Here is a 21,076-nt window from a genome sequence, read left to right as displayed (position 1 = left end):
TTGCTCAACGTAAGAAGAATGGAACCGTTATTCACAGCGATTGCCATCCTCTTTTTGCGTCTCACAGAACGCTTATTAAAAGAGTGTGCAGTATCAAAATATGCACAAAAAATGCCCTTACCGTCTAAGAGGACAGTCAGGGCAAAGTACGACAAATCACGTAAGACACGGCAGAGCCAGTCTTACAATCCGGTACCCTTTCCGGCCTCTCTGGACCGTGTTAAAGGAACAATTTAATTGTTTTTATCCTACCAGAAGAAATTTAGTTGTACAAGATATTTTTATTGGTAACAATAATGTTAGAGTTTTCGATTAATAATTTAAAAAACATGGGACCGCGATTAGTGATATAATTATTCAGTTGTTCATTTGCTTTTAGATGGAGGTTATATCGTGAATCAGCAGGAAATGCATCACCCGGCTCAGTCTAAACGAGTTCTTCTATATATCATTATCTTTTTAGCAATTGCCGTCATTGGTCTGACATACGTCAAATGGATGCCGTATGTGGATAAAAGCATGACCGCAATTTCTACACATTCTATTGGAGATTCAATCTTGGGGACGGATCCAGACAAAGCGGAATCGGCTTCTTTTGCAGGAGCGTGGGAGTATGCAGTGACATATTTCGGTTCCGTCTGGAAAGCTGCCGTACTCGGAATTCTATTAGGCTCATTATTGCAAGTGCTTCTGCCGGCAAATTGGCTCATTCGTGTCCTTGGTAAAACTTCTTTTGCAAGCACAGCTGCGGGCGGCCTTGCTGCAGTGCCAGGCATGATGTGTACATGTTGCGCGGCGCCTGTAGCAGTAGGACTCCGTAAAAAGAACGTATCTGTTGGTGCAGCGCTTGCATTCTGGATTGGAAATCCAACGTTAAATCCAGCGGCGCTCGTGTTCATGACATTCGTATTGTCTTGGAAGTTTACTGCACTTCGGCTAGTGTTCGGAATTATTTTGACGTTTGGCGTGAGCTATTTAGCAAACCGATTCGCACCAGCGGTTAAACCGATGGATACGGAAAAGTTATTGCAGCAAGCTGCTCAAGAAGAGCAAGGTTCGTTCCTTCTACGTTGGCTGAAAAGTCTAGGGAAAATGACATTGTTCATATTACCGGCGTACTTCCTATCCGTTTTGTTGATGGGTGCAGTGAAAGGGTGGTTGTTCCCTCAATTGGGGGAAGCGACAGGAAGTTCAATTCTGTTACTAGTACTTATTGCGATTGGCGGCATGTTGTTTGTCATTCCAACAGCGGCTGAAATCCCAATAATCCAGACATTCATGGCGTACGGAATGGGCGGTGGCCCGGCAGCTGCGTTATTGCTAACATTACCAGCAGTCAGCTTGCCATCATTAGTGCTCGTTTCAAAGTCATTTCCAAAACGCGTACTTGTCTTCGTCAGTGTATCTGTCGTTGTACTAGGCGTTGTTGCAGGGATTGCGGGGAATTATATACTGTGAAGCAAAAAGAACCGTCTCCAATTGGAAACGGTTCTTTTTTTGCTGAACAACAATAAAAATCGCCAACCATGCTCGTGGCTGCAGGGTATGATACACTCACTTCAAAGACTAGTAGGAGGGATTTTGGATGAAACAATTGATAGGGAAAACGGCAATTGTTACAGGTGCAAGCAGCGGGATTGGCTCGGGGATTGCGAAAGAACTTGCGGAACAGGGAGCAAACGTTGTTCTTGCCGCACGCAACGAAGAAAAGTTACAAGAATTAGCAAAGCAGCTTACAGACGACGGTGGCTCCGTACTCGTTGTGAAGACAGACGTATCCAGTCAATCAGATGTCGAAGCACTCGCGGCTAAAGCTAAAGATGCTTTTGGCGGCGTCGATATTTACGTCAACAATGCAGGGCAAGTGCTCACTGCGGAAGTGCGTTCCGGTAAAACGGAAGAGTGGGAGCAAATGATTGACGTCAACATTAAAGGCGTTTTGTTCGGCATCAACGCCGTCCTGCCATCTATGCTGGAAAAAGGTGCTGGCCATCTTATTAATATCGCTTCGGTTTCTGCAACAGAAGTGACGAAAACAAGCACAGTCTACAGCGCAACTAAATTTGCTGTCCGCGCAATCTCTATGGGACTTGAAAAAGAACTGGCTAAAACAGGTGTCCGTGTCACCAACATCTCACCGGGAATGGTCGACACTCGATTAGGTGAACAGTACGACTGGGGCGATCGCAAGAAACTTCAAACCGCGGATATCGCAAAAGCGGTTGTTTACGCCGTCACTCAGCCTGATTATGTCAACGTCAATGAAATCACTATACGACCTGTTTAACTAGAAAAAGCCGACTTCGCATAAGACGAAGTCGGCCTTTTTTAGTTAAGACGTTACGGGTTTCTTCAAAATTCCGAGTAGAATCGCGGATACAATCGAGCCAATTACTACGGCAAGTAAATAGAGCATCCAACTTCCGTCAACGAGAGGGAAGACGAAGATCCCGCCATGAGGGGCTTGTAAACCGATATGGAAGGCCATTGATAATCCGCCTGCAATTCCTGCGCCTACCATAACTGATGGGATGACGCGAAGCGGATCTGCTGCGGCAAATGGAATCGCGCCTTCAGTGATAAACGATGCCCCCATAATGTAGTTCACTTTACCAGCTTCCCGTTGTTGAAGGGAGAATCGGTTTCTGAATACTGTTGTTGCGATTGCAATCGCGAAAGGCGGAACCATTCCAGCTGCCATGATGGCTGCCATTGGTTCGTACACTCCGCTAGCGAGTAATCCCGTACCGAACAAATAAGCAGCTTTGTTGATAGGACCGCCCATATCAATCGCCATCATCAACCCAAGGACAACCCCCAGCATAACTGCATTTCCAGTACCGAGACCTGTTAACCAAGCGGAGATAGCGGTATTAAGAGCGCTGAATGGCGTGTTCACGACATAGTGCATGATAAGTCCGGTTCCGGCAATACCGAGTAATGGATAGAGCAAAATTGTTTTAATGCCATCCAGTGAAGGAGGAAGTGCAGAGAGCCACTTCTTCAATCCGACGACTAAATAGCCGCCAAGGAATCCGGCGATGATCCCGCCGAGGAATCCAGCGCCACTTGATGCTGCCATTAATCCGCCGACCATACCAGGTGCAAATCCGGGCCGATCTGCAATACTGAGAGCGATGAATCCTGCAAGTACAGGAACCATTAGCGCGAACGCATTTCCGCCGCCAATCGTATTCAATACAGCAGCAAATGCATTATAGGACGGGTCATCTGGTTTGAATGAGTTTGGTCCGAACAAGAATCCGATGGCGATGAGTATCCCGCCGCCGATGACAAAAGGAAGCATGTTCGACACGCCGCTCATCAAATGTTTGTAAATTGTAGATCCAATTCCTTTGGACGTCGCTGATTCATCGCCAGCTTCTGAATTGGTGCCTGAACTGCTTTTATACACAGGTGCGTCTTGTTTCACCGCGCGGTCAAGCAATTCCTTAGGCTTCCGGATCCCTTCTGCTACAGGAACTTCGATTACATGCTTCCCGGCAAAACGCCCCATTGAGACATTCGTATCTGCAGCGACAATAACAGCTGTTGCCCGTTCTATATCCTCAGCAGTCAACACGTTCTGCGCGCCGCCGGAACCATTCGTTTCAACTTTGAATGGGATTCCAAGTTCCGCGGCTTTGTTTTTCAGCGAATCTGCGGACATATACGTATGAGCAATCCCCGTAGGACAAGCAGTTACAGCAATTACATATGGCTTAGACGAATCAGCTGATGGCGGCGGCGTTGAATTGACGGGTTCTTCATCCGGCTGATCATGCGCGTCAATCAGAGACAAAATCTCTTCTTTCGATGAAGCCGATAGCAGCTGTTTACGCACGTCTTCATTCATAAGAACGGTCGATAATCGTGCGAGCGCTTTCAAGTGCATTCGGTTTGCACCATCTTCAGCTGCAATCATAAAGAACAAATGAGCTGGCTGTCCATCGAGCGAATCATACTCAGCACCGACTTCAGACCGCCCGAATGCAATGGCAGGCACTTTAACTGCACTCGTTTTAGCATGGGGGATTGCGACCCCGTCTCCAATACCCGTTGTGCTTTGTGACTCTCGGTTTAAAATGGCCTCTTTGAAAGCAGAGCGGTCATTCAGTTTACCAGCTGCATCGAGCACATCAACAAGTTCATCGATAACGGTTGGTTTGTCAGTACCTTTAAGCCCCAGTAAAATCGTTTCAGCCGTCAACAATTCGGTAATTCTCATTGTTCGTTCCCTCCTTCTAATGATGTAACTATGACTTGAGGCAGCAAAGATTCAACTTGCTGTTTTGTACACAATCGATCAGAAAACGCCGTGGCACTTCCGGAAGCAATACTCATTTGAAATGCCTGTTCGATGGATGCGTTCTGTTCAAGTGCTGCGAGGAATCCTGCAACCATCGAATCTCCCGCCCCGACAGATCCCTGAACACTGCCTTCAGGTGCATTGGCAATGAGTGAAAGGGAATCACTTACATACACGGCTCCCGCACCGGCCAGCGATACAATTACTTGTTCGGCACCAAGACGGACTAGCGTTTTCGCATGCTTCACTGCATCTTGAAGCGAATGGATATCAGCACCCACCATCTCAGCCAGCTCATGATGATTCGGCTTTATAAGAAACGGACGGAAAGGCAATGTTTTCAATAAAGAAGGACCTTCAGCGTCAACAACAAAACGGATACCTGACTTGCTGCATAATCGTGCAAATTGTTCATAGGTATCTTCAGGGAGTGAAGCAGGAATACTTCCTGACAGAACGAGGACATCATGTATTCCTAAGTTTTTCACTTGTGCTTTCAATTTTTCAAACCGAAGTGCATCGATAATAGGGCCGGCTGCATTCACTTCTGTCTCTTCGGCGGCACGTAATTTTACATTCACCCGAGTTTCACCTTCAACGGATATGAAACTCGTAGAAATACCGTTCTTCTGCAGAAGGCGTTCAACTTCCTGGCCGGTAAAACCTCCCGTAAAACCAAATGCGCTGCTCGGCACACCTAATTCCGTTAATACTTGAGAGACATTAATTCCTTTGCCTCCAGCTAAAAAGTGATCTGATGTTGAACGATTTAACGCACCGAGAGATAAGGAATCGAGAGTCAGTAGATAATCCAAAGAAGGATTCAATGTCACTGTATAGATCATGCGTTCATCACCTTCAATTTCGTATTAGTCGGGAATGCTTGTAAAGATTCGGAACTTTCCTTCGTAGTCACGACAAGTGCTTGGGACAGGTCCGCGAATTTTGCGAATGCCACTTCTTGAAACTTGGAATGGTCTGCCAGAATATAAGCTTCTCTTGCTAATTCGATTGCGAGTTCTTTGATGTGAGCTTCTTCTTCATCAGGGGTGGTAAACCCATAATCCGGATGAATCCCATTCACACCGAGAAAACACTTATCAAAGCGGTAGTGTTGAAGACTGTGAACAGCACCTCTGCCAATTAAAGCTTTGGTGGAAGGTTTAGCAATTCCTCCCGTAAGGATCGTTTTGCACCCCCGTGCAAGCAGCGCATCTGTATGTGAGATTCCATTGGTCACTGCAGTAATCGATGGAGGAAGAAATGGAATCATTTCAAACACGGTAGACCCGGCGTCTAAAAAGACAGTGTCGCCTTCTTCAATAAGTGCAGCGGCCGCTTGACCGATTTGTTGTTTCGTTTGAAGGTTTTTAGATGTTTTTTCTGACATGGTAGATTCTTGAAGCTTTCCTTGAAGTTTTGAAGCCCCCCCATGTATTCGCTTCAGTTTCCTTTGACGCTCCAATTCTATTAAATCGCGCCGGATTGTGGATTCTGAAGAACCGGTTTCAGCGGTTATATCTTGTAAACGTACAGTTTGATTTTGCTGCAGCATCTTTAAAATTAGGTGATGGCGCTCGGTTTCTAACATCGGATTCACTCCTAACCAATCTCGTTACCTTCATCATATACCTAGAGTATTCTGATATCAATCAAAACATTCCAAAACCGTTCAAAATAATTCATTTAAAAAAGGATTATATTTTACGATAATTATTTCTAAATCCGAAATAGTTATTGACCGCTGTATTTTGCTTTGCTAAAATAGGGTGTCTTATCGACAATGTTCGACATGGATTTGTCAGTGTTTGTTTGTGTTTTCACAACCAGCTAACAAAACGTGCCAAAGATACTGCTGACTAGCAGTGAATTGTACGATTAAGTTCATAGTGAAAAAATTTCAGCCTTCGATTATTTGTAACGGGATTGGGCATAACTGAAGGTGAGTGAAGGTATTCAACCGCCGTTAGTACAAACTCCAGACAAATGTTAGAAGTGTTCGGAAATTTTTTTCATACAGGGTTCTCATTCCTATGAAATAGGGTATTCAAGAAACAACTATCTCTTTTGTCATGGAGCGGGACTGATTTCTTACAAAGGTGGTTAGCCACTTGCAGCAAAGGTCAGCCACTTGTACGTCGTTTTGCTGTAAACAGTCAATTGCACTGTCAACTTGGCAGTAGTCTTTCAAATTAGAAAGGGGATAAAAGAAATGAACTTAGCAGCTATTGGAGTACCAGGGCTTATTATCATTCTTGTGATTGTACTAATTTTATTCGGACCTCGTAAATTGCCTGAAGTTGGTTCAGCAGTCGGGAAGACACTCGCAGAATTTAAGAAATCTGCAAAAGACATCATGGATGATGATGAAAAAGCTGAAGCTAAAAAAACTTCTGATACAGAGAAGTAGGTGAGAAGATGGATCCTAATCGTGATCGTGAAAGTATAAATCCATTGGATGAATCAAATAAAATTGAAGCTGAAAAATCTTTAGAAGCCAAGTCTGATGCGGCCGATGAAGAAGTCTTGAAGACTCCAGCACCAATAACTTATACGGATGAGAACGGTTATCCGACGAATATCACGCCAAAGAAGTCAAAAAAAGAAGAAGCAGTCGAAGAGGACGTTGAAGGTGAAGATTCCAATCTGGTTGGACACTTAACTGAATTACGAAAACAGCTAATCAAGAGTATTGTTGTTTTCCTGCTGTTTTTCATAGCTGCATTCAGCACTATTAATGTTTGGTTCCCTTATATTACACGGGGACACAAGCTGATTGTTCTGAGCCCAATGGAAGTGATTTCGTTTTACACGACCATTTCAGCTGCGCTTGCATTTGGACTATCGGTTCCATTCCTCTGTCATTTCTTGTGGCAATTTGTCAAACCGGGTCTAAATGAAAGGGAAAGCCGCTTCCTAAGTCTTTACTCGCCGGCGATCCTGATTTTGTTTGTAGCGGGGTTGGCTTTTGGATACTATGTGGTAAATCCGCTAAGCTATAATTTCTTAGTGGAACTTGGTAAGGCGAACTTTGACGTGATGGTTTCCGCACAAGAGTATGCACGCTTTCTTTTACTGACAACCATGCCGATTGGTTTACTGTTTGAATTACCTGTCGTTGCGTTATTTTTATCCGCGATTGGAGTTCTTACATCAGGTTCTATGAAAAAGGTGAGAAAGTGGTCATATGTAGTGCTTGGAGTCATCTCGGCACTCATTACACCTCCTGACTTTTTCAGTCAGCTCATAATTCTGATTCCAATGATTGGGTTATACGAAGCAAGTATATACCTGGTCACACGAACTGAAAAACGTATGGCAGCTGCGGATGCAGCCTGAAAAATCCCGTTTTGCACATTGCGTGCAAAACGGGATTTTTTCATACATTATTCAGTAAGTGCATAATTCACACGGACGATTAAGTTGTTTGTTTCACTTCGAAGTGTATTATATGTTTCTACAAACGCTTCTTTATGGTCGGCAGGACTTTCGAACCTGCCGATTTCCTCCCACATCGTTTTTATCTTCATCATTTCATCGAAAAGCACCAAATCTGTGCCACTCTGCGGACCAGGGACTAATACAGTTGGAGAACCCAGGTTGAAGAAGTCTTCTTGAATAATCGGGAACACAGGGTGCTCATATTCGTCATTCTTAATGAGATACCCAAGATCATTTAGAGACGGAGCCGCTAAAAGGACGATTTGCATAATACTTCGTTCTAAATTAGTTGCTTCATTCCAAGTACGATATTCGGAATCTGGTGTGTTTTTAAATTCCTCAGCTCGCGTCTGCTGAAATAATTGATAGGCCTCAGGGACTGCGGACTCTGGCAATTGATAGGCTAAACTTTCTGTAATGTCTATTAAGACGTCCGCTAGATTCGTTACATTTGTCGCTTTGCCGCCCTGGCTCGTAATGCCTCTGACGGGATGATCCTCAAGTGCAAAACGAACGATTCCTTTTTCTTTCGAAAGTTGTTCATATTCCTCTTGGGTAAGATTCTTGGGAAAATTCCCTTCTTGGTCAAAGACGGAAGGAATCTTGACAGTCCGCATTTTCGCTTCATCATACAACTGGCCGTCTTCATCAGATGTTTCGCTTTCTATAGTCCCTCCAGAAGAAGACGGGGTGTTTTCTTCTTCGAGATTACTCAATTCCTTGCGATTCTGTGTGGACGCATTTGTGTCCCCGGTGTTCTCTAACTGGGCACCCTCCTTTTTTGAACTGCATGCAGTTAGTAAAATAAGTATAAGAAGTAAAAGAGTTGTTTTCTTCATATGTAAAGAACCTCCTAATTGGGTATGCTATGTATGATACGGATTTTCGCCATAGGGGTTTCAACAATATGGAAGATGAATCTTCTGTAGTGTTTTTGCGGACAGGCTAAAGTCATGCAATTCATTGACGCATTTTGAGTGAATTTGTTAGTGAATGATATTATTTAGTGTTAAAATAATTAAATGAAACTTACTCTGAATTATCAGATTGGATTTGAAAATGAATGAAAGAAGCGTTTACTAAAAAGAATATAATTGGAAATACCTTGTTATTTGTTGGGATGATGGCCTATATTTTACTATTCGGGGCATTGTTCGGACAAAATAATATTTTAATCGGTGTTGCGACAATCACGGCAATGCTCATGCTGCTGGAAAGGGATCTGACGATTCATCCAGTACAGAACACAGTTAAATTTGCCGGGTTGAACTTACTGACGGGAATTGCTGCGTTTACTGCTGGCTTTTCGGTGTGGACAGCTGTTCCAATTCACTTTGTGATGATGTTCATCATCAGTTACACATTGATATTCAATTTAAAAAACCCGCTATATCTGCCGTTTTCACTTCAATATTTGTTTCTGCTAGCGATACCTGTAACAGGGGCAGAACTGCCGCTTCGTTTAGCGGGTCTTGTAGTTGGAGCGATTTCAATAATGGCATTGCAGATGATTGTCAATCGGAAGCGGATTTCTAAAAATGGAGATCCTATAGTGAAAAGTGTTTGTACGTCACTAATGGAGAAAATTGATAAGAAGCTAGTGGGAGAAGACACATCTGAAATGGACGCTGCAATCCGAAAATCGATTGGATCTCTCCGCTCGATGATTTATGATCAGCGAGAAGAAGATTATTATCTTACTGAAGAAGGACGGCTGCGGTTAAATATCACAGCTGCACTTGAAAAAATTGACTCACTTTTAAATACACTGGAACCAAGGCATGCAGAAGGCCGAGTAATTCAGGATGTACGAATGATCCTAAACAAAGCGATAGAAGGAGATTCCAAAGAAATAGATGCAGCAGAACTAAGTAAAGCGTCTGAAGAAGTGATGGAGAGTTATCGCACTGCACCTCCACAGTCTTCCACACAGTTACGGCTGCTGAATAATGTAGACTATCTAACTGACAGCTTGCTTGCCTTGCAGCAGTTAACTCCTGAAAAACGTAAAATCACTCGTAAAATCGAAGAAATTCCATTGAAGTTTAAGAAGTTTACATTGTCAGCGCCTCGACACGTCTCGTCCTTGAAAATGTCTTATGCGATTCGTATGGCAACGGGTATTGCAATTTCAGGGTTCATCATGGACTTCTTTAACTTAACAGAAGGCAGATGGATGATGTTCACAGTATTGTCAGTGATCATTCCGTTTTACGAACAGTCTCATAAAAAGATGCGAGACCGCATATTTGCAACAATTGTAGGCGCCACCCTTGTGTGGATAATCTTCTCTATTTTCCATGCAGCAGCAGTTAGGACAGGATTGTTGTTATTTGCCGGTTACTTGATGAGCTATGTAAAAGTCTATCGCTACAGTACAATCTTAGTAACTTTCTCTGCAATCGGTTCGGTTGCCTTAATATCTGGAGAAACTCAATTCCTAACAGTAGAACGATTAGTAATGGTGCTGGCTGGAGTTTGCATTGCTCTTCTCATTAACCGCTTTGTACTTCCATATAAATTGACCGATGCCAATGTCAATTTAGGAAGAATGTCGAATGACACACTGACTGAAATGCTAAAAGAAGCGAAGGATGCCATTAACGGAAATGCCACAATTGGCAGCCATAGCATGAAAAACTTATTAATTATCAGTACGATGGTAGAGGAGAGGGCGCGAGTTAACCTGCAGGCTGCGGGTACAGATGCGGCGGACGAGTTGTTTGCTTCAAGACGTCTTGCAAGCAATACACTCTACGAACTAGTGTCGTGGAAAGAAATCCATGGCATTAAAGAAGAAATTTCGTTAAGGTCAATCGCAATTTTAGATCATATGGAGGAATGCTGGTTATCAGGCATTTCCTACTCAGAGTTGATTGGACAGTTACATCTGACCTTGGCAAATGAACCGATTCTTGAAAATAAAATTATCCTGAGTATGCTGCTGGAAATCGCTGAAGAATTTGAGCAAATCCGTATAGAGGATGAAAAGATGAAACCTAGTATTATGAAATGACGTCAATTCTGTTGACAAGCACGTAAGCATGAATTTCTTATGCAGTGCATCAGAAAGGGTTGAAAAGTCGTGAATCTTGAAATTCATGACGTAACGGCAACGAATTATCGTGATATCTTACAGTTGAAAGTTGCCCAGTCACAAAAAGAGTATATTGAAACACCTTATGAATGTCTTGAGGATTCCGTTGAATGGAAGCAGTTCAAACCTGTCGGACTCTATGTGAATGAAGAGCTCGTTGGATTTGCAATGTATGGATTTTTCCAATCGGAAGGTACGAGTGGCAGGTTATGGATTGATCGGCTGCTGATTGATGAACAATACCAAGGTAAAGGTTACGGGACTCAATTCATGAAGATGTTAATCAGTAAAGTAACGATGGAATACGGAGAGCAGCCCATTTACTTAAGTGTTTACCCTGAGAATGGAGATGCCGTTCGGCTCTATCAGAAACTAGGTTTTAAGTTCATTGAAGAACGGGATATTAACGGCGAACACATTATGAGAACACAATAAAAGGAAAGAGGTCTGAAATGGACCTCTTTCCTTTTTGTTAGTCAGATCCTTTTTCTTTTGACAATTCTTCGGAAGCGTCTTGAACGTCTTCTGCCAGTTGTCGCTGTACAGCCTCCTTTTCGACACTTTCACTTGTTTCTTCACTTATTCCGTGCTTTTCTTTTTCAATTTTCTCCTTCTTTTCTTCAATAATTTTCATTTCCTCTTCATAGTCATTATCCACTTGAGTCGTTGAAGGAATAATGTCATCTTCACAATAATCCACACGTTTCCCATAGCGGATCAGTTCATAGATAATCATTCCATTATTGGGTTTGCCGTTTGTCATAAGCATAGGAACTGCATCAATTAGAACGTAAAAAAACGCGTAAAATATAAACCGGTTCCAAAACCTTGCTTGGTCTTCCAAAAATCCATTTGCAATTAACGTGTTCAACGTAAGAGCAAATAGTGTGTTGGTAAGAATAGGGGAAGCGTATACCATAATATAGGCAAAATTACTTTTTCGTTTTATATCATCGAAAGAGAACCAGCTGTACATATGATAATATTTACGAATATCAAAGACTCCGAACATGTATACACTTGGCCCGGAACCAATCGTAATCCGGGGATTTTTCACACCAAATAAATAAGTAACAGGCAAATATCCAAATTCACGTATGAAAACTGTAACAGGAATAATGATGAAAGAAGATATAATTAGCGCAAATAAATCTGAAATCCCAAACAAAATTGTTTCACTTCCTTTACGTACTGTCATATTAGAAATACCCCAAGAAAATTACTTTGAACCTCGTTATTAGGGCATAGAGGCGGATTATAGGAGATTCGGATGGGGGAATAGTTAAATAAGTTTAGTTTGAAGATGCGGGGTGTCGGGAATAATAATAATATAATCATCAAGGATTTTATTACTAAAAGGAGGAAATTATTTTGGCTAAAATTGCAGTTGAAAAACCATTCGATGATGTGAAACAAGCGCTTGAGGAAAAAGGACATGAAGTGAAGATGTTTGAATCCGATGAAAACATTAGCGGTTATGATTTCGGAGTAGTTCGTGCGTTAAGTGATGTCAATGTGGACAAATATGATTTTCCGGTTGTTAGTATTGAAGGAAACTCAGTTCAAGATATCGTGGATGACGTGGAAAAAAGACTCGCTCGATAATAGCAAAAAGAAGCCCGGCCTCTAAAATAGGTCCGGGCTTCTTTTTTGAGTGCTGGGAGTAGAAATTTCAACGTTCATTAAACTGGGAGGTACCGTGAAGGCATGGAGAGTGTGGATTAGAGATTTTTTTTGTATACTAGAACTGAACGTACTTTCTGAAATGAGGGATTGCAATGTCAGAACTTAAAAAGACATTAATGGCTGATATGAAAACAGCTATGAAAGAAAAGGACACTGTCAAAAAAGGTGTTATTAACTTATTGCGTGCAGGGATTCAAAACCAAGAACTGGATCTTAAACGCGAGTTAACGGAAGAGGAAGAGTTGAAAGTGGTTCAGAGGGAGTTAAAGCAAACAAAACAGTCTCTCGAAGAAGGTCAAAAAGCAAATCGCGAAGACATTGTTGCTGCAGAAACTGAAAAAATTGCAATCATTGAACACTATTTACCGAAACAGCTTTCTGTCGATGAAGTAAAAGAACTTATCGCCAAACTTGGGATAAGCAAAGAAAGTTCTATGGGCCAAGTCGTGGGTCAGATGATGAAAGAAACGGCTGGCAGCGCTGAAGGGAAAGTCGTGTCACAAGCTGTGAAAGAATATCTGAACAGCTAATGTCAATTATATAAAAGGGACGATCTGATGAGTCAAATGACTCTCGGATCGTCCTTTTTGTAGCACGCTATTAGTTCAGAGAGGAAGAAATGAATCCGACTGAATTCGCAGGACCACTGATACAAACGTTCAAGCATGATCCGCCTGTTCACTTTCCTGCAATCCACGTTTTCAATAGAGCAAGCCGCTCGCGGAATCGAACTTTAGCTTCTACAACCTTTGGAGTTTTGGCGGGAATGGCATCCCATTCATAGCCTTCTTTTTCAGCAAGGTATCCGGCCCGTGCGACATGATAATCACTAGTGATTATGGTGATTCCTGTCATGCTTTCAGGGATCAGTTTCCTGGTGTTGACTAAGTTTTCATATGTGGAAGTAGACTGATCTTCTACAATCATTCGATCTTCAGGGAAACCGTGTGCTGATAAATAATTCACCATAGCCTGTGCTTCACTAATTCCTTCATCTGGACCCTGTCCGCCAGAAAGAACGAGCGTTACGTCCGGATGGCTATTGGCGTAGGAGAGTGCTGCCTCCAGCCGGTATCGGAGTGCAAGTGACGGAGCAGTTCCATTCACTTTAGCGCCAAGAACGACTGCAATCGTATAGGTTCCATCAGCACGCTTGTTTTGAGCCTCTTTTATCGCATGTCCTGTTGAGAACCACCACGCAAAAACTATGAACAAACCGCTTAGTCCTATAAACAATAGACGTTTCCCCTTTTTCATCTAAGTCGCTCCATTTCCTAGTACATACTTTTCTTATTACTCCGTTAGTAACAAGACGGAAATGGGAGATGCAAGTTGCCGAAGCAATCATTTATTTTGTTTAATTCCTTCTCGAAGTGTAGTATTACACTATTAGGAAAGGGGGATTTCACGTGAATTCTGAAAAACTCATTGAACAAATCTCACAGCGTGCCATTCTCATACGTACCGAAGCAGGCTATTCCCAAGAAACCATGGCATCTATTCTTGGCATATCCAAAAAAACGCTCGTACAAATAGAGAAAAACCGGACGGCTGCCAGCTGGACTGTTGTTGTAGCGATAATCGCTCTATTTTCGGACAGTGAAATCATTCAATCGCTTCTAGGAGATGCCCCTTTAGAGGTGATCCGTACGATTGCCCATAATGGATTGGATCGTCCAAAAGGAAAGACACTGGGCGGGAAAGTTTGGTGGAAGGAACTAGAAAACGAGAGTGAGTTTAGAATCCAGCAGAATCTGATTAGCCAGCATTTTAGAATATTAGACAAAGAAGATTATGTCTGGTTCAGTACATTCGACGAACAAGAAGTGTTGGAGAGGTTTCATGAACTGAGTCAAATCAAGAGATAACTCCGTAAAAAAAAACTGCCAAATTAGCAGGCAGTTTTCATAGGGAAGTAGCAGTGTATGTATGCTGGAGGTTAGATAGAAGCAAACATGACGTCTTCGGTAATCTCGTCGAGTTTCGTTTGTGCATCCAGCGCAAATTCATGCTGCCGGTCAATAGGAGCATCTGGATCTTGTGGAGCCTGGAATTGCTCCAATCCCGCGACGGTCATCGCAGCGCTGTCTTCTTCGTCTAAGCCGATATTCATAACATGCTTAATAACGAAAGGCGTTTGAAAACGAATAACGGTTCTAGGAGAATCTAATTCGCCTTCCAGCACTTGAAAAGGGACTCTTAAATAGATGGTCGTTTCCTTGCGCTGATATAGAATCGTATCAAACATACCGTGATCGTATTCCCATCCTCCGCCTATATCCATCCCTGCTTCTTTGAAAAGCTTCAAAGCATTTCCGTATATGACGGTCTTTCCTTCAATCTTACTTTTTAAAGCAATCATAGGAATTCCTCCTTCTTCTTATAGCTCAATTAACCTATAGGTACCCCTATTAAACTCTGTCAAAACCTGTTAACGCGAGAAAGGGGAATCTACGATAATCGGTCAATGTCAGTCAGGAGTATCTCTACAATCCAGATGAACGTCTGCGATAAGATTCTTCATAGACTTCAGATCTATAATGTAGTACTGGATCTTCTGAACAGCTGAAGCCCGGCGTTTCGTTTGTGGGATTAAACAAAATATCTTCCGCAAGGTCTTCTCGTTTTTCAGTTAGGACCAACTCACCGACATCAATCACTAATCGATCTTCCGGCCATGAAATGGAAGGATCATTAATTGGATCTTCAGGTGCTGCAAGAGTCATAAGAAGTCTGAAATGAACTGGTGAATCTATCATACGTTCCAATAATTCTAACTCCATGTCTTTTGTTGAGAAGGGGAGTTTGTCTTCCTTTGCTGCAGGTTCAAAGGAAAAACGGACCGCCTGGCGATCGCTTGAATCTGTTGTAAGAATATAAGCATGGATTGCCCAGAATCGGGTAGTGGCAAAACTCGCAGGTGTTTTCAATTGCTTGAGCAGGGCAGGAACGGTTTTGAATTCGGTATCGCTGCTAATGGTTGCGAGTTTTTCTTTTAACGGCTGATTCTTTGCGCCGAATACTTGGATAAGCCGTACGAATGCTTCAGGTGTTTTTGTCGGGAACACTGGTGCGTTGGCCATTACGAGAGAGATTGCATTGTGGTCAGAAGATGGAAACTGTACGGCCATTCCTTTTATCGGGATCAGTTGCTCAGAAGAGTTTGGGATAGGGGAGCTATGAGAAAAACGAACGATGACGTTTTGCGCGTTTCCAAGTAAAAAGGATGCTTGAGTGAAAGGTTTCGCATTATTATTCGGTTTAAATACGGCATTGAATCCAATACCTTTAGCGTGTGCTCTTCGGTATCCCTTATGGGTCCCGGCAACTTGTTCAATGATATCTACAGCTTCAATTGGAGAAATTGACGGTTCCTGTTGTGATGACTTCATAGATCTCACTCCTTTGTAGCAGTATACCCGCACTCCGTGAAGTCAACCTTCGCTATCTTGACCTGCCAGTTCTGTATAGACAACTAACCGTTCTTCATGCGTTTTAGCTTTACGGTTAAATTCTCCGGTACATGTGATCAAATTTAAACGACTGCCATAAGAGAACCCGAAAATCTCATCAATGGGTGCATCTTTTCGAGGATACCGTTCGGTTTTAGTGACGATGAAGGTCAGTGATTTCCCTTCGGCATCTTTCACGACAACTTCATCCCCTTTTTTTAATTGGTCAAGCTTATAAAATACAGCAGGACCAGTAAGGGAATCGATATGACCGGCCATCACGGAGCTGCCGCGGTTTCCTGGTAATGTACCTGGTTCGAACCAGCCGACATTATGAACACCTTCAGGAACGCCCATCTGTCCATTTTCTAACTCTCCGACATTTTCGACGTCAGACGTTACCCCGATTGCAGGTATTTCAAGTGAGACGGGTTTAATCCCTTTTTGCTCTGCTGCTAGTGACAGTCCTTCAGATGAAGGTTTTTCAACAGCAGCTTCTTGTGTTGAGGGCGGGGAAGATTGAGGTTCCGGCGAAGCTTCTGATTGGGGTGAAGAATCTTGTGAACTGCTGCACCCGGCAAGAGACAGTGCGATAAGCCCTGACGTAAGGAGTGCTGGAATTTTCATTGTGACCACCTCCGTGGAATAGTAGTGTAAAGAAAAAGAAGGGGGACTAGCCCCCTTCAAATTAGTTGTTTTCAGTACGTGTCTTGCGGATCACAACAGCCCCTGCAGCCATTGCCAGTATCAAACTAGTTAAAATCCACATAACTGTAGAATCATTCGACTCTTGGCTCATGCCGCCTAACCCTGTTTTAGGCATATCTGAAGGCATTGAACCTGCAAATTTGTCTGGATACTGGTCGACAATTGCACCTGCCATCATAGTACCTACTCCGAACATGTGGCTGTAAGCTTCGTGAATGTCGTCATAAGCCCCATCATAATCGCCATCGTGATACTTGTTAAAAGCTGCTAGAAGCTGGTCTACGTGAACTTTCAATCCTTCTTCTAAGTCAGCTGCTTTCAAACGTCCTTCTGTTGCAGTCTCTAAGAAAGCGGCTTGTTTGACGCGGTAGTCATCAAGATTTGCCATTGCTGCTTTTTGTCCTTCAGCGTCTTCTCCGGCTGTAGCTTTAACATAGTCTACAAAGTAACCGATGTGACTGCTCCAAATTTCGTTAAACTGCTTGGCACCTTCAGCACCGTACACGGATTCAATTGACTTAGTAAGGTCTTCTGTATTGCCGTTTAGTTCTGCAGCAGATACATCAAAGTCTTTTGCACCGTCAATTCCTTTTTGCATGGCCAGGATAGCGAGTGCTGCGTGAGTGGAGAACTGGTTATTCAGCTGCTCACGTAAGTCTGCAGCGGGAGTATCAACAGACATTTTATCGAATTTGTCTGGGAATTGGTCTGTAATTGCCCAAGAGATCCCTTTGCCTGTACCAAACATATGCATCATCGACTCCGTAATGCCTTCATACGCTTTCTCATATTCTCCTGCATTGTAATTGTCAAATGCCCAGATTAACTGGTCAACGTGCATTTTTAAACCTTCTTCTAAGTCTTTTGCTTTAAGACGTCCTTCAGTTGCAGTGTCCAAAAACTTAGCTTGAGTTACTCGATAACCATCTAATTGGGAAACGGCTTTTTTTCGTCCTTCTTCATCATTAGCGGCTGTAGCTTTTACATACTCCACGAAATATCCAATGTGGCTGCCCCAAATTTCTTTGAACTGATTTGCTGCATCGTCCCCGTAAACAGATCCGATGGCTGCGGATAACTCGTCTGTGTTCTCTCCTAGTTGTGCAGCGGCCGCGTCAAAGTCTTTTGAACCGTCAATTCCTTTTTGCATTGCGATAATTGCTAAGTATGCGTGTTCGGAAAGGATTGAATCCAGAGTCGCTCTTAAATCTGTAGCTGGGTTAGAGACGGCCATTGAAGAGGTACCGTGTCCTGAGTGGTCGGCTGCATTTGCGATGGCTCCCATTGGGAATAGCAGTGAAACACTTAATGGAATTGCTGCGAGTTTTTTGTAGTTCATCATGAATCTCTCCTTTTCGGTTTTGTAATAAGCTAACGGAACGAAAAAAAGAATGGATCACTTTTTGTCGAAAAAACTTTGGAAGATTCGGATGAAATAGAAAAAGAACCGCTATGACAGCGATTCTTCAAGGGTTTTTATGGTCTTAAATACTTCCTGCCAGTACCAAGGTTCCTTCTGGAGCTGGCAAGTCAGGTTCAGTTTCAATGGTGATCGCTACTGTATCCCATTCACCTTTTAGCTGATCCATCGGATGTGAAACTGATCCGCTGCCTTCATCTGTCGGTTTAAAGGATCCAGCTGGTTTTGGGGTATCTTTTTCGATTACCCATACCTGATACAATTCGTTATCTTTTAACTTTGGCAAATTACTCGCATCGACTAATAACACAGTTTCGTTGTTATCTTTGATCATCATCGCAACGGCTGATGCATTTTCGATACCAGCTTGGGGATCTAATAATGCTTTACCGATGAGTTGAAGGTCATTTTCGGCGACTTCAGTTGGAGGAGAACCATCCATCGTTGCTAAATAAGCATTTGTCACTAACGAAGCAACGAGTGCAGCTGCAAGTACTGGAACAGCGACGCCTTTTCGTTTAGCTGGTTTTGTTTCTTTTGGCTTTTCCGGGAATGTTTTCACATTATTGATAGCAGGTTTGGTTTCAGTGCCCTTTGAAATCGGTTCCTCATCAATCGCTGCAAAGACTTTAGCTTTTAAGTCGGAAGGAACTTCAATTTCCTCTGTCAAATAAGGAAGATCTGCAGTTAATAGATTGAGTTCTTCAAGTTCAGCACGGCAGGAAGGACATTCTTCGAGATGTTGTTCGAAGGCATGTGTTTCTTCCTCAGTTAAAGAACGGTTGAAGTAGTCAAGGAGATGCATGCATGATTCATTCATTCGAGTATCCTCCTTCCTGGGTGATGAATCCTTTTAAGTGTTTCAGTGCTAATCGGATACGGCCTTTTACAGTCCCGAGAGGCAGCTCGCATTGATCTGCAATTTTTTGCTGACTGAGCCCTTTAAAGTAAAACAGTTCTATAATTTCTTGCTGGTCTTGTTTCAGTTCGAGCACTGCGCTGCGTATCGCATTCCGCTGTTCGCCCCATTCTACCGTATTCTCTACACTTCCCGGCTGTTCAATGAGAGAATCCTTTTCAATCATCGGTTCGTGGTCATGACGTTTTAAGCGGCGAATCTCGTCAATTGCTTTGTTTCGCGTGACAGTGAGGAGCCACGACGAAAAAGAGCCTTTATCTTCTTGATAGGCAGTCGTGCCGTTCCATAACTTAACAAATACATCTTGCACAACTTCTTCTGCAATTTCACGATCTTGCGTTAATCGGTATGCAAAGGAGAAGATTAGTTTTTCGTATCGATCATATAACGTTTCAAAAGCCGATCGATCTTTGGCGGCGGCAAGAGCATATAAGGTTCCGTCGTCTGTATGTTTCATCCGAGTCTCCTTTGTAAAAGCTTTTTTCTAAGAATACCATAAGTCGCAAGACCTGTATTCTAGAACAACAGAAGACTCATATTAAGCTAACGAAACGAAATGAATAAACGATCACTATATCTATAAAAAATCATTATTCTTTGCTGTTTGAAATTGGATCCCTAAAGCTTAATTGTTAGCCTGCCGGGGTATAGCTGTAATAAGAAATCACTAGGTGGAGGATATAATGGAGTTAAAAAAGAAGAAACCATTTCAAGGAATTACAACTTGGATGAAAGTAGTTGTGGCTTGTCTGCTGTCTAAGGTATTGCCTGCGCCGTCCAAACCGATTATTCTGATCGGCGGCAATTTAGGTGAAAAATATGAAGATAATGCAGCTGCATTCCATAGCTATCTTATGAAAAACTGTCAGCAAAGCTATGCTGTACATTGGATGTATGATCCATCTGCATCTTATGTACATGAAAAAAGAATCGAAAACGCAGTTATGCTGGGCAGTTTTAAAAATTATGTATTGTTTTTTCAAGCGGCTTACACAGTCCATGGACATTCGTTAATGTATGACATTGCGCCAAGTATTGATAAGTATATATTTTGGAACAAAAATACGATTATGGTGCATATCAGTCACGGAATTGAATGTTTTAAGAAAATACTGATCCAGCCAGAGGATGTCCCTTTACTTGAGCGGTGCGATGTATTTAATTGCGCATCATCCTACGAGAAAGACATTAAATTAAATGAATGGGGGATGCCTGAAGAAAAGCTGCCGATTACGGGTATGGCTCGATTCGACCATCTCACTTACAATCAGCCTGTCTCAGAAGTGAAAACCATTCTAATGATGATGACTTGGCGTGAGACACTGTTCGGACTGTCGGATACTGAATTTATCGAGAGCTCTTATTTTCAAGCTACCGAAAAGCTGATTACTGACAGTGTTCTGAATCAGTTACTGAGCGTGAACAAAGTCACGATAAAGATTATTTTGCATCCTTTCATGAAAAAATTTGAATCTTACTTTACTGAACTGGGTACAATACACTCTAACATCGAATTTTATACATATGGAGAACTCTTCATACAAGATGAAATTCAAAAATCTGATATGCTGATCACGGATTATTCCAGTATTTTCTGGGATTTTGTCTATATGAATAAGCCTGTAGTTTTCTATACATTTGACCAGAAGGAATTCTTGGAAATGCGGGGTTCATACTTGGATTTGAATCATGATTTACTGGGATGGAAAGCGAATTCAGCTTCAGAGGTTATACATGCACTAACCAGGATACTTGAACAAGGCGAAACAGAAAATCCCCGCTTTGCCGATTTATCAAACTACTTCAGCTTTACAGATCGAAACAACTGTGAACGACTGGCAAATTATATGTTTTCTTTAAACACGTCGAATTCGAAGCTTCGTGATAACACATAAAATGATTGGCTGTTGTAGGTTATTCGTTTGTTTGATATAGTATAGGAAATAATGATCGATGAAGTGGCTAAGTAGATAGGAATCGTGAAACAGAAAATAGAGCGCACTGCTGAAAGCTCTATCACCTCTTCTTATTCGAACCCTACCAC

At 42.5% G+C, this 21,076-nt stretch carries 22 protein-coding genes and 1 other annotated feature (1 of these 23 running past the window's edge); of the genes, 10 read left to right on the top strand and 12 right to left on the bottom strand.

Translation table 11 applies throughout. The features are described from left to right. The first annotated feature begins 408 nt into the window (after nucleotides 1-408). On the top strand, nucleotides 409-1,458 hold the full coding sequence (locus PGH26_RS12895; protein WP_323693528.1) for a permease: 1,050 nt from the start codon (nucleotides 409-411) through the stop codon (nucleotides 1,456-1,458). Between the two features lie 127 nt (nucleotides 1,459-1,585). Continuing rightward, a complete protein-coding gene (locus PGH26_RS12890) occupies nucleotides 1,586-2,287 on the top strand; it encodes an SDR family oxidoreductase (RefSeq protein WP_323691453.1) in 702 nt (233 codons plus the stop codon). 45 nt (nucleotides 2,288-2,332) lie between these two features. Here PGH26_RS12890 and PGH26_RS12885 read toward each other — a convergent pair whose 3' ends face one another. Genes PGH26_RS12885 through PGH26_RS12875 form a run of 3 tightly spaced genes read right to left on the bottom strand, consistent with a single transcriptional unit; the run spans nucleotide 2,333 to nucleotide 5,900 of the window. Next, complete coding sequence (locus tag PGH26_RS12885; RefSeq protein ID WP_323691452.1) at nucleotides 2,333-4,228, bottom strand: PTS fructose transporter subunit IIABC; 1,896 nt, start codon at nucleotides 4,226-4,228, stop codon at nucleotides 2,333-2,335. Next, the gene (pfkB, locus tag PGH26_RS12880) at nucleotides 4,225-5,154 is read right to left on the bottom strand and encodes a 1-phosphofructokinase (protein WP_323691451.1); all 930 of its coding nucleotides are present in this window, start codon (nucleotides 5,152-5,154) and stop codon (nucleotides 4,225-4,227) included. Before pfkB ends, PGH26_RS12885 begins: the two co-directional genes overlap by 4 nt. Next, on the bottom strand, nucleotides 5,151-5,900 hold the full coding sequence (locus tag PGH26_RS12875; protein ID WP_323691450.1) for a DeoR/GlpR family DNA-binding transcription regulator: 750 nt from the start codon (nucleotides 5,898-5,900) through the stop codon (nucleotides 5,151-5,153). Before PGH26_RS12875 ends, pfkB begins: the two co-directional genes overlap by 4 nt. Before the next feature lie 621 nt (nucleotides 5,901-6,521). On the opposite strand from PGH26_RS12875, the gene tatA reads away from it, so the two are divergent. Both tatA and tatC read left to right on the top strand, forming a co-directional pair. Beyond that, a complete protein-coding gene (gene tatA, locus PGH26_RS12870) occupies nucleotides 6,522-6,719 on the top strand; it encodes a twin-arginine translocase TatA/TatE family subunit (protein ID WP_317936188.1) in 198 nt (65 codons plus the stop codon). A gap of 8 nt (nucleotides 6,720-6,727) precedes the next feature. Beyond that, nucleotides 6,728-7,648, top strand: a complete 921-nt coding sequence (gene tatC, locus PGH26_RS12865) for a twin-arginine translocase subunit TatC (RefSeq protein ID WP_323691449.1) — start codon at nucleotides 6,728-6,730, stop codon at nucleotides 7,646-7,648. A 47-nt stretch (nucleotides 7,649-7,695) separates the two neighbouring features. Here the strand turns inward: tatC and PGH26_RS12860 are convergent, their stop codons facing one another. Further along, nucleotides 7,696-8,589 (bottom strand): hypothetical protein, encoded by an 894-nt coding sequence (locus PGH26_RS12860; RefSeq protein WP_323691448.1) that lies wholly within the window; start codon nucleotides 8,587-8,589, stop codon nucleotides 7,696-7,698. Between the two features lie 224 nt (nucleotides 8,590-8,813). Here PGH26_RS12860 and PGH26_RS12855 point away from each other — a divergent pair, with 224 nt between their 5' ends. Further along, nucleotides 8,814-10,766: an FUSC family protein gene (locus PGH26_RS12855; RefSeq protein WP_323691447.1), complete on the top strand. Its 1,953-nt coding sequence runs from the start codon at nucleotides 8,814-8,816 to the stop codon at nucleotides 10,764-10,766. Nucleotides 10,767-10,835: 69 nt separating this feature from the next. Continuing rightward, on the top strand, nucleotides 10,836-11,282 hold the full coding sequence (locus PGH26_RS12850; RefSeq protein ID WP_323691446.1) for a GNAT family N-acetyltransferase: 447 nt from the start codon (nucleotides 10,836-10,838) through the stop codon (nucleotides 11,280-11,282). Between the two features lie 37 nt (nucleotides 11,283-11,319). Here PGH26_RS12850 and PGH26_RS12845 read toward each other — a convergent pair whose 3' ends face one another. Then, the gene (locus tag PGH26_RS12845) at nucleotides 11,320-12,045 is read right to left on the bottom strand and encodes a hypothetical protein (protein ID WP_323691445.1); all 726 of its coding nucleotides are present in this window, start codon (nucleotides 12,043-12,045) and stop codon (nucleotides 11,320-11,322) included. Nucleotides 12,046-12,218: 173 nt separating this feature from the next. Between PGH26_RS12845 and PGH26_RS12840 the strand changes: the two genes are divergently transcribed. Both PGH26_RS12840 and PGH26_RS12835 read left to right on the top strand, forming a co-directional pair. Further along, complete coding sequence (locus tag PGH26_RS12840) at nucleotides 12,219-12,452, top strand: YkuS family protein (RefSeq protein WP_323691444.1); 234 nt, start codon at nucleotides 12,219-12,221, stop codon at nucleotides 12,450-12,452. 173 nt (nucleotides 12,453-12,625) lie between these two features. Further along, nucleotides 12,626-13,063 carry a GatB/YqeY domain-containing protein gene (locus PGH26_RS12835; protein ID WP_323691443.1) on the top strand — a complete coding sequence of 146 codons (438 nt, stop codon included), beginning with the start codon at nucleotides 12,626-12,628 and terminating at the stop codon, nucleotides 13,061-13,063. 148 nt (nucleotides 13,064-13,211) lie between these two features. On the opposite strand, the gene PGH26_RS12830 is transcribed toward PGH26_RS12835, so the two are convergent. Then, a complete protein-coding gene (locus PGH26_RS12830) occupies nucleotides 13,212-13,790 on the bottom strand; it encodes a YdcF family protein (protein WP_323691442.1) in 579 nt (192 codons plus the stop codon). Nucleotides 13,791-13,942: 152 nt separating this feature from the next. On the opposite strand from PGH26_RS12830, the gene PGH26_RS12825 reads away from it, so the two are divergent. Continuing rightward, the gene (locus tag PGH26_RS12825; protein ID WP_323691441.1) at nucleotides 13,943-14,401 is read left to right on the top strand and encodes a helix-turn-helix transcriptional regulator; all 459 of its coding nucleotides are present in this window, start codon (nucleotides 13,943-13,945) and stop codon (nucleotides 14,399-14,401) included. Between the two features lie 71 nt (nucleotides 14,402-14,472). On the opposite strand, the gene PGH26_RS12820 is transcribed toward PGH26_RS12825, so the two are convergent. The 6 genes from PGH26_RS12820 to PGH26_RS12795 form a co-directional block, all read right to left on the bottom strand. Further along, nucleotides 14,473-14,895 (bottom strand): YugN family protein, encoded by a 423-nt coding sequence (locus PGH26_RS12820; protein WP_323691440.1) that lies wholly within the window; start codon nucleotides 14,893-14,895, stop codon nucleotides 14,473-14,475. 124 nt (nucleotides 14,896-15,019) lie between these two features. After that, the gene (locus PGH26_RS12815; protein WP_323691439.1) at nucleotides 15,020-15,925 is read right to left on the bottom strand and encodes a catalase; all 906 of its coding nucleotides are present in this window, start codon (nucleotides 15,923-15,925) and stop codon (nucleotides 15,020-15,022) included. A gap of 42 nt (nucleotides 15,926-15,967) precedes the next feature. Beyond that, the gene (locus tag PGH26_RS12810; RefSeq protein ID WP_323691438.1) at nucleotides 15,968-16,612 is read right to left on the bottom strand and encodes a class F sortase; all 645 of its coding nucleotides are present in this window, start codon (nucleotides 16,610-16,612) and stop codon (nucleotides 15,968-15,970) included. Nucleotides 16,613-16,673: 61 nt separating this feature from the next. Then, nucleotides 16,674-18,035 carry a copper amine oxidase gene (locus PGH26_RS12805; RefSeq protein WP_431312496.1) on the bottom strand — a complete coding sequence of 454 codons (1,362 nt, stop codon included), beginning with the start codon at nucleotides 18,033-18,035 and terminating at the stop codon, nucleotides 16,674-16,676. A gap of 142 nt (nucleotides 18,036-18,177) precedes the next feature. Further along, the gene (locus PGH26_RS12800; RefSeq protein ID WP_323691436.1) at nucleotides 18,178-18,933 is read right to left on the bottom strand and encodes an anti-sigma factor; all 756 of its coding nucleotides are present in this window, start codon (nucleotides 18,931-18,933) and stop codon (nucleotides 18,178-18,180) included. Then, a complete protein-coding gene (locus tag PGH26_RS12795; protein ID WP_323691435.1) occupies nucleotides 18,926-19,489 on the bottom strand; it encodes an RNA polymerase sigma factor in 564 nt (187 codons plus the stop codon). Before PGH26_RS12795 ends, PGH26_RS12800 begins: the two co-directional genes overlap by 8 nt. Nucleotides 19,490-19,715: 226 nt before the next feature. Here PGH26_RS12795 and PGH26_RS12790 point away from each other — a divergent pair, with 226 nt between their 5' ends. After that, nucleotides 19,716-20,927, top strand: coding sequence for a CDP-glycerol glycerophosphotransferase family protein (locus PGH26_RS12790; protein ID WP_323691434.1), 1,212 nt, complete (start codon nucleotides 19,716-19,718; stop codon nucleotides 20,925-20,927). 49 nt (nucleotides 20,928-20,976) lie between these two features. Continuing rightward, nucleotides 20,977-21,076, top strand: a binding site (T-box leader); it runs 123 nt beyond the window's last position.

Origin of the sequence: Sporosarcina jeotgali (assembly GCF_033304595.1) — a bacterium.
GTDB classification, from domain to species: domain Bacteria; phylum Bacillota; class Bacilli; order Bacillales_A; family Planococcaceae; genus Sporosarcina; species Sporosarcina jeotgali.
This window is presented reverse-complemented; position numbering and strand designations above follow the sequence as displayed.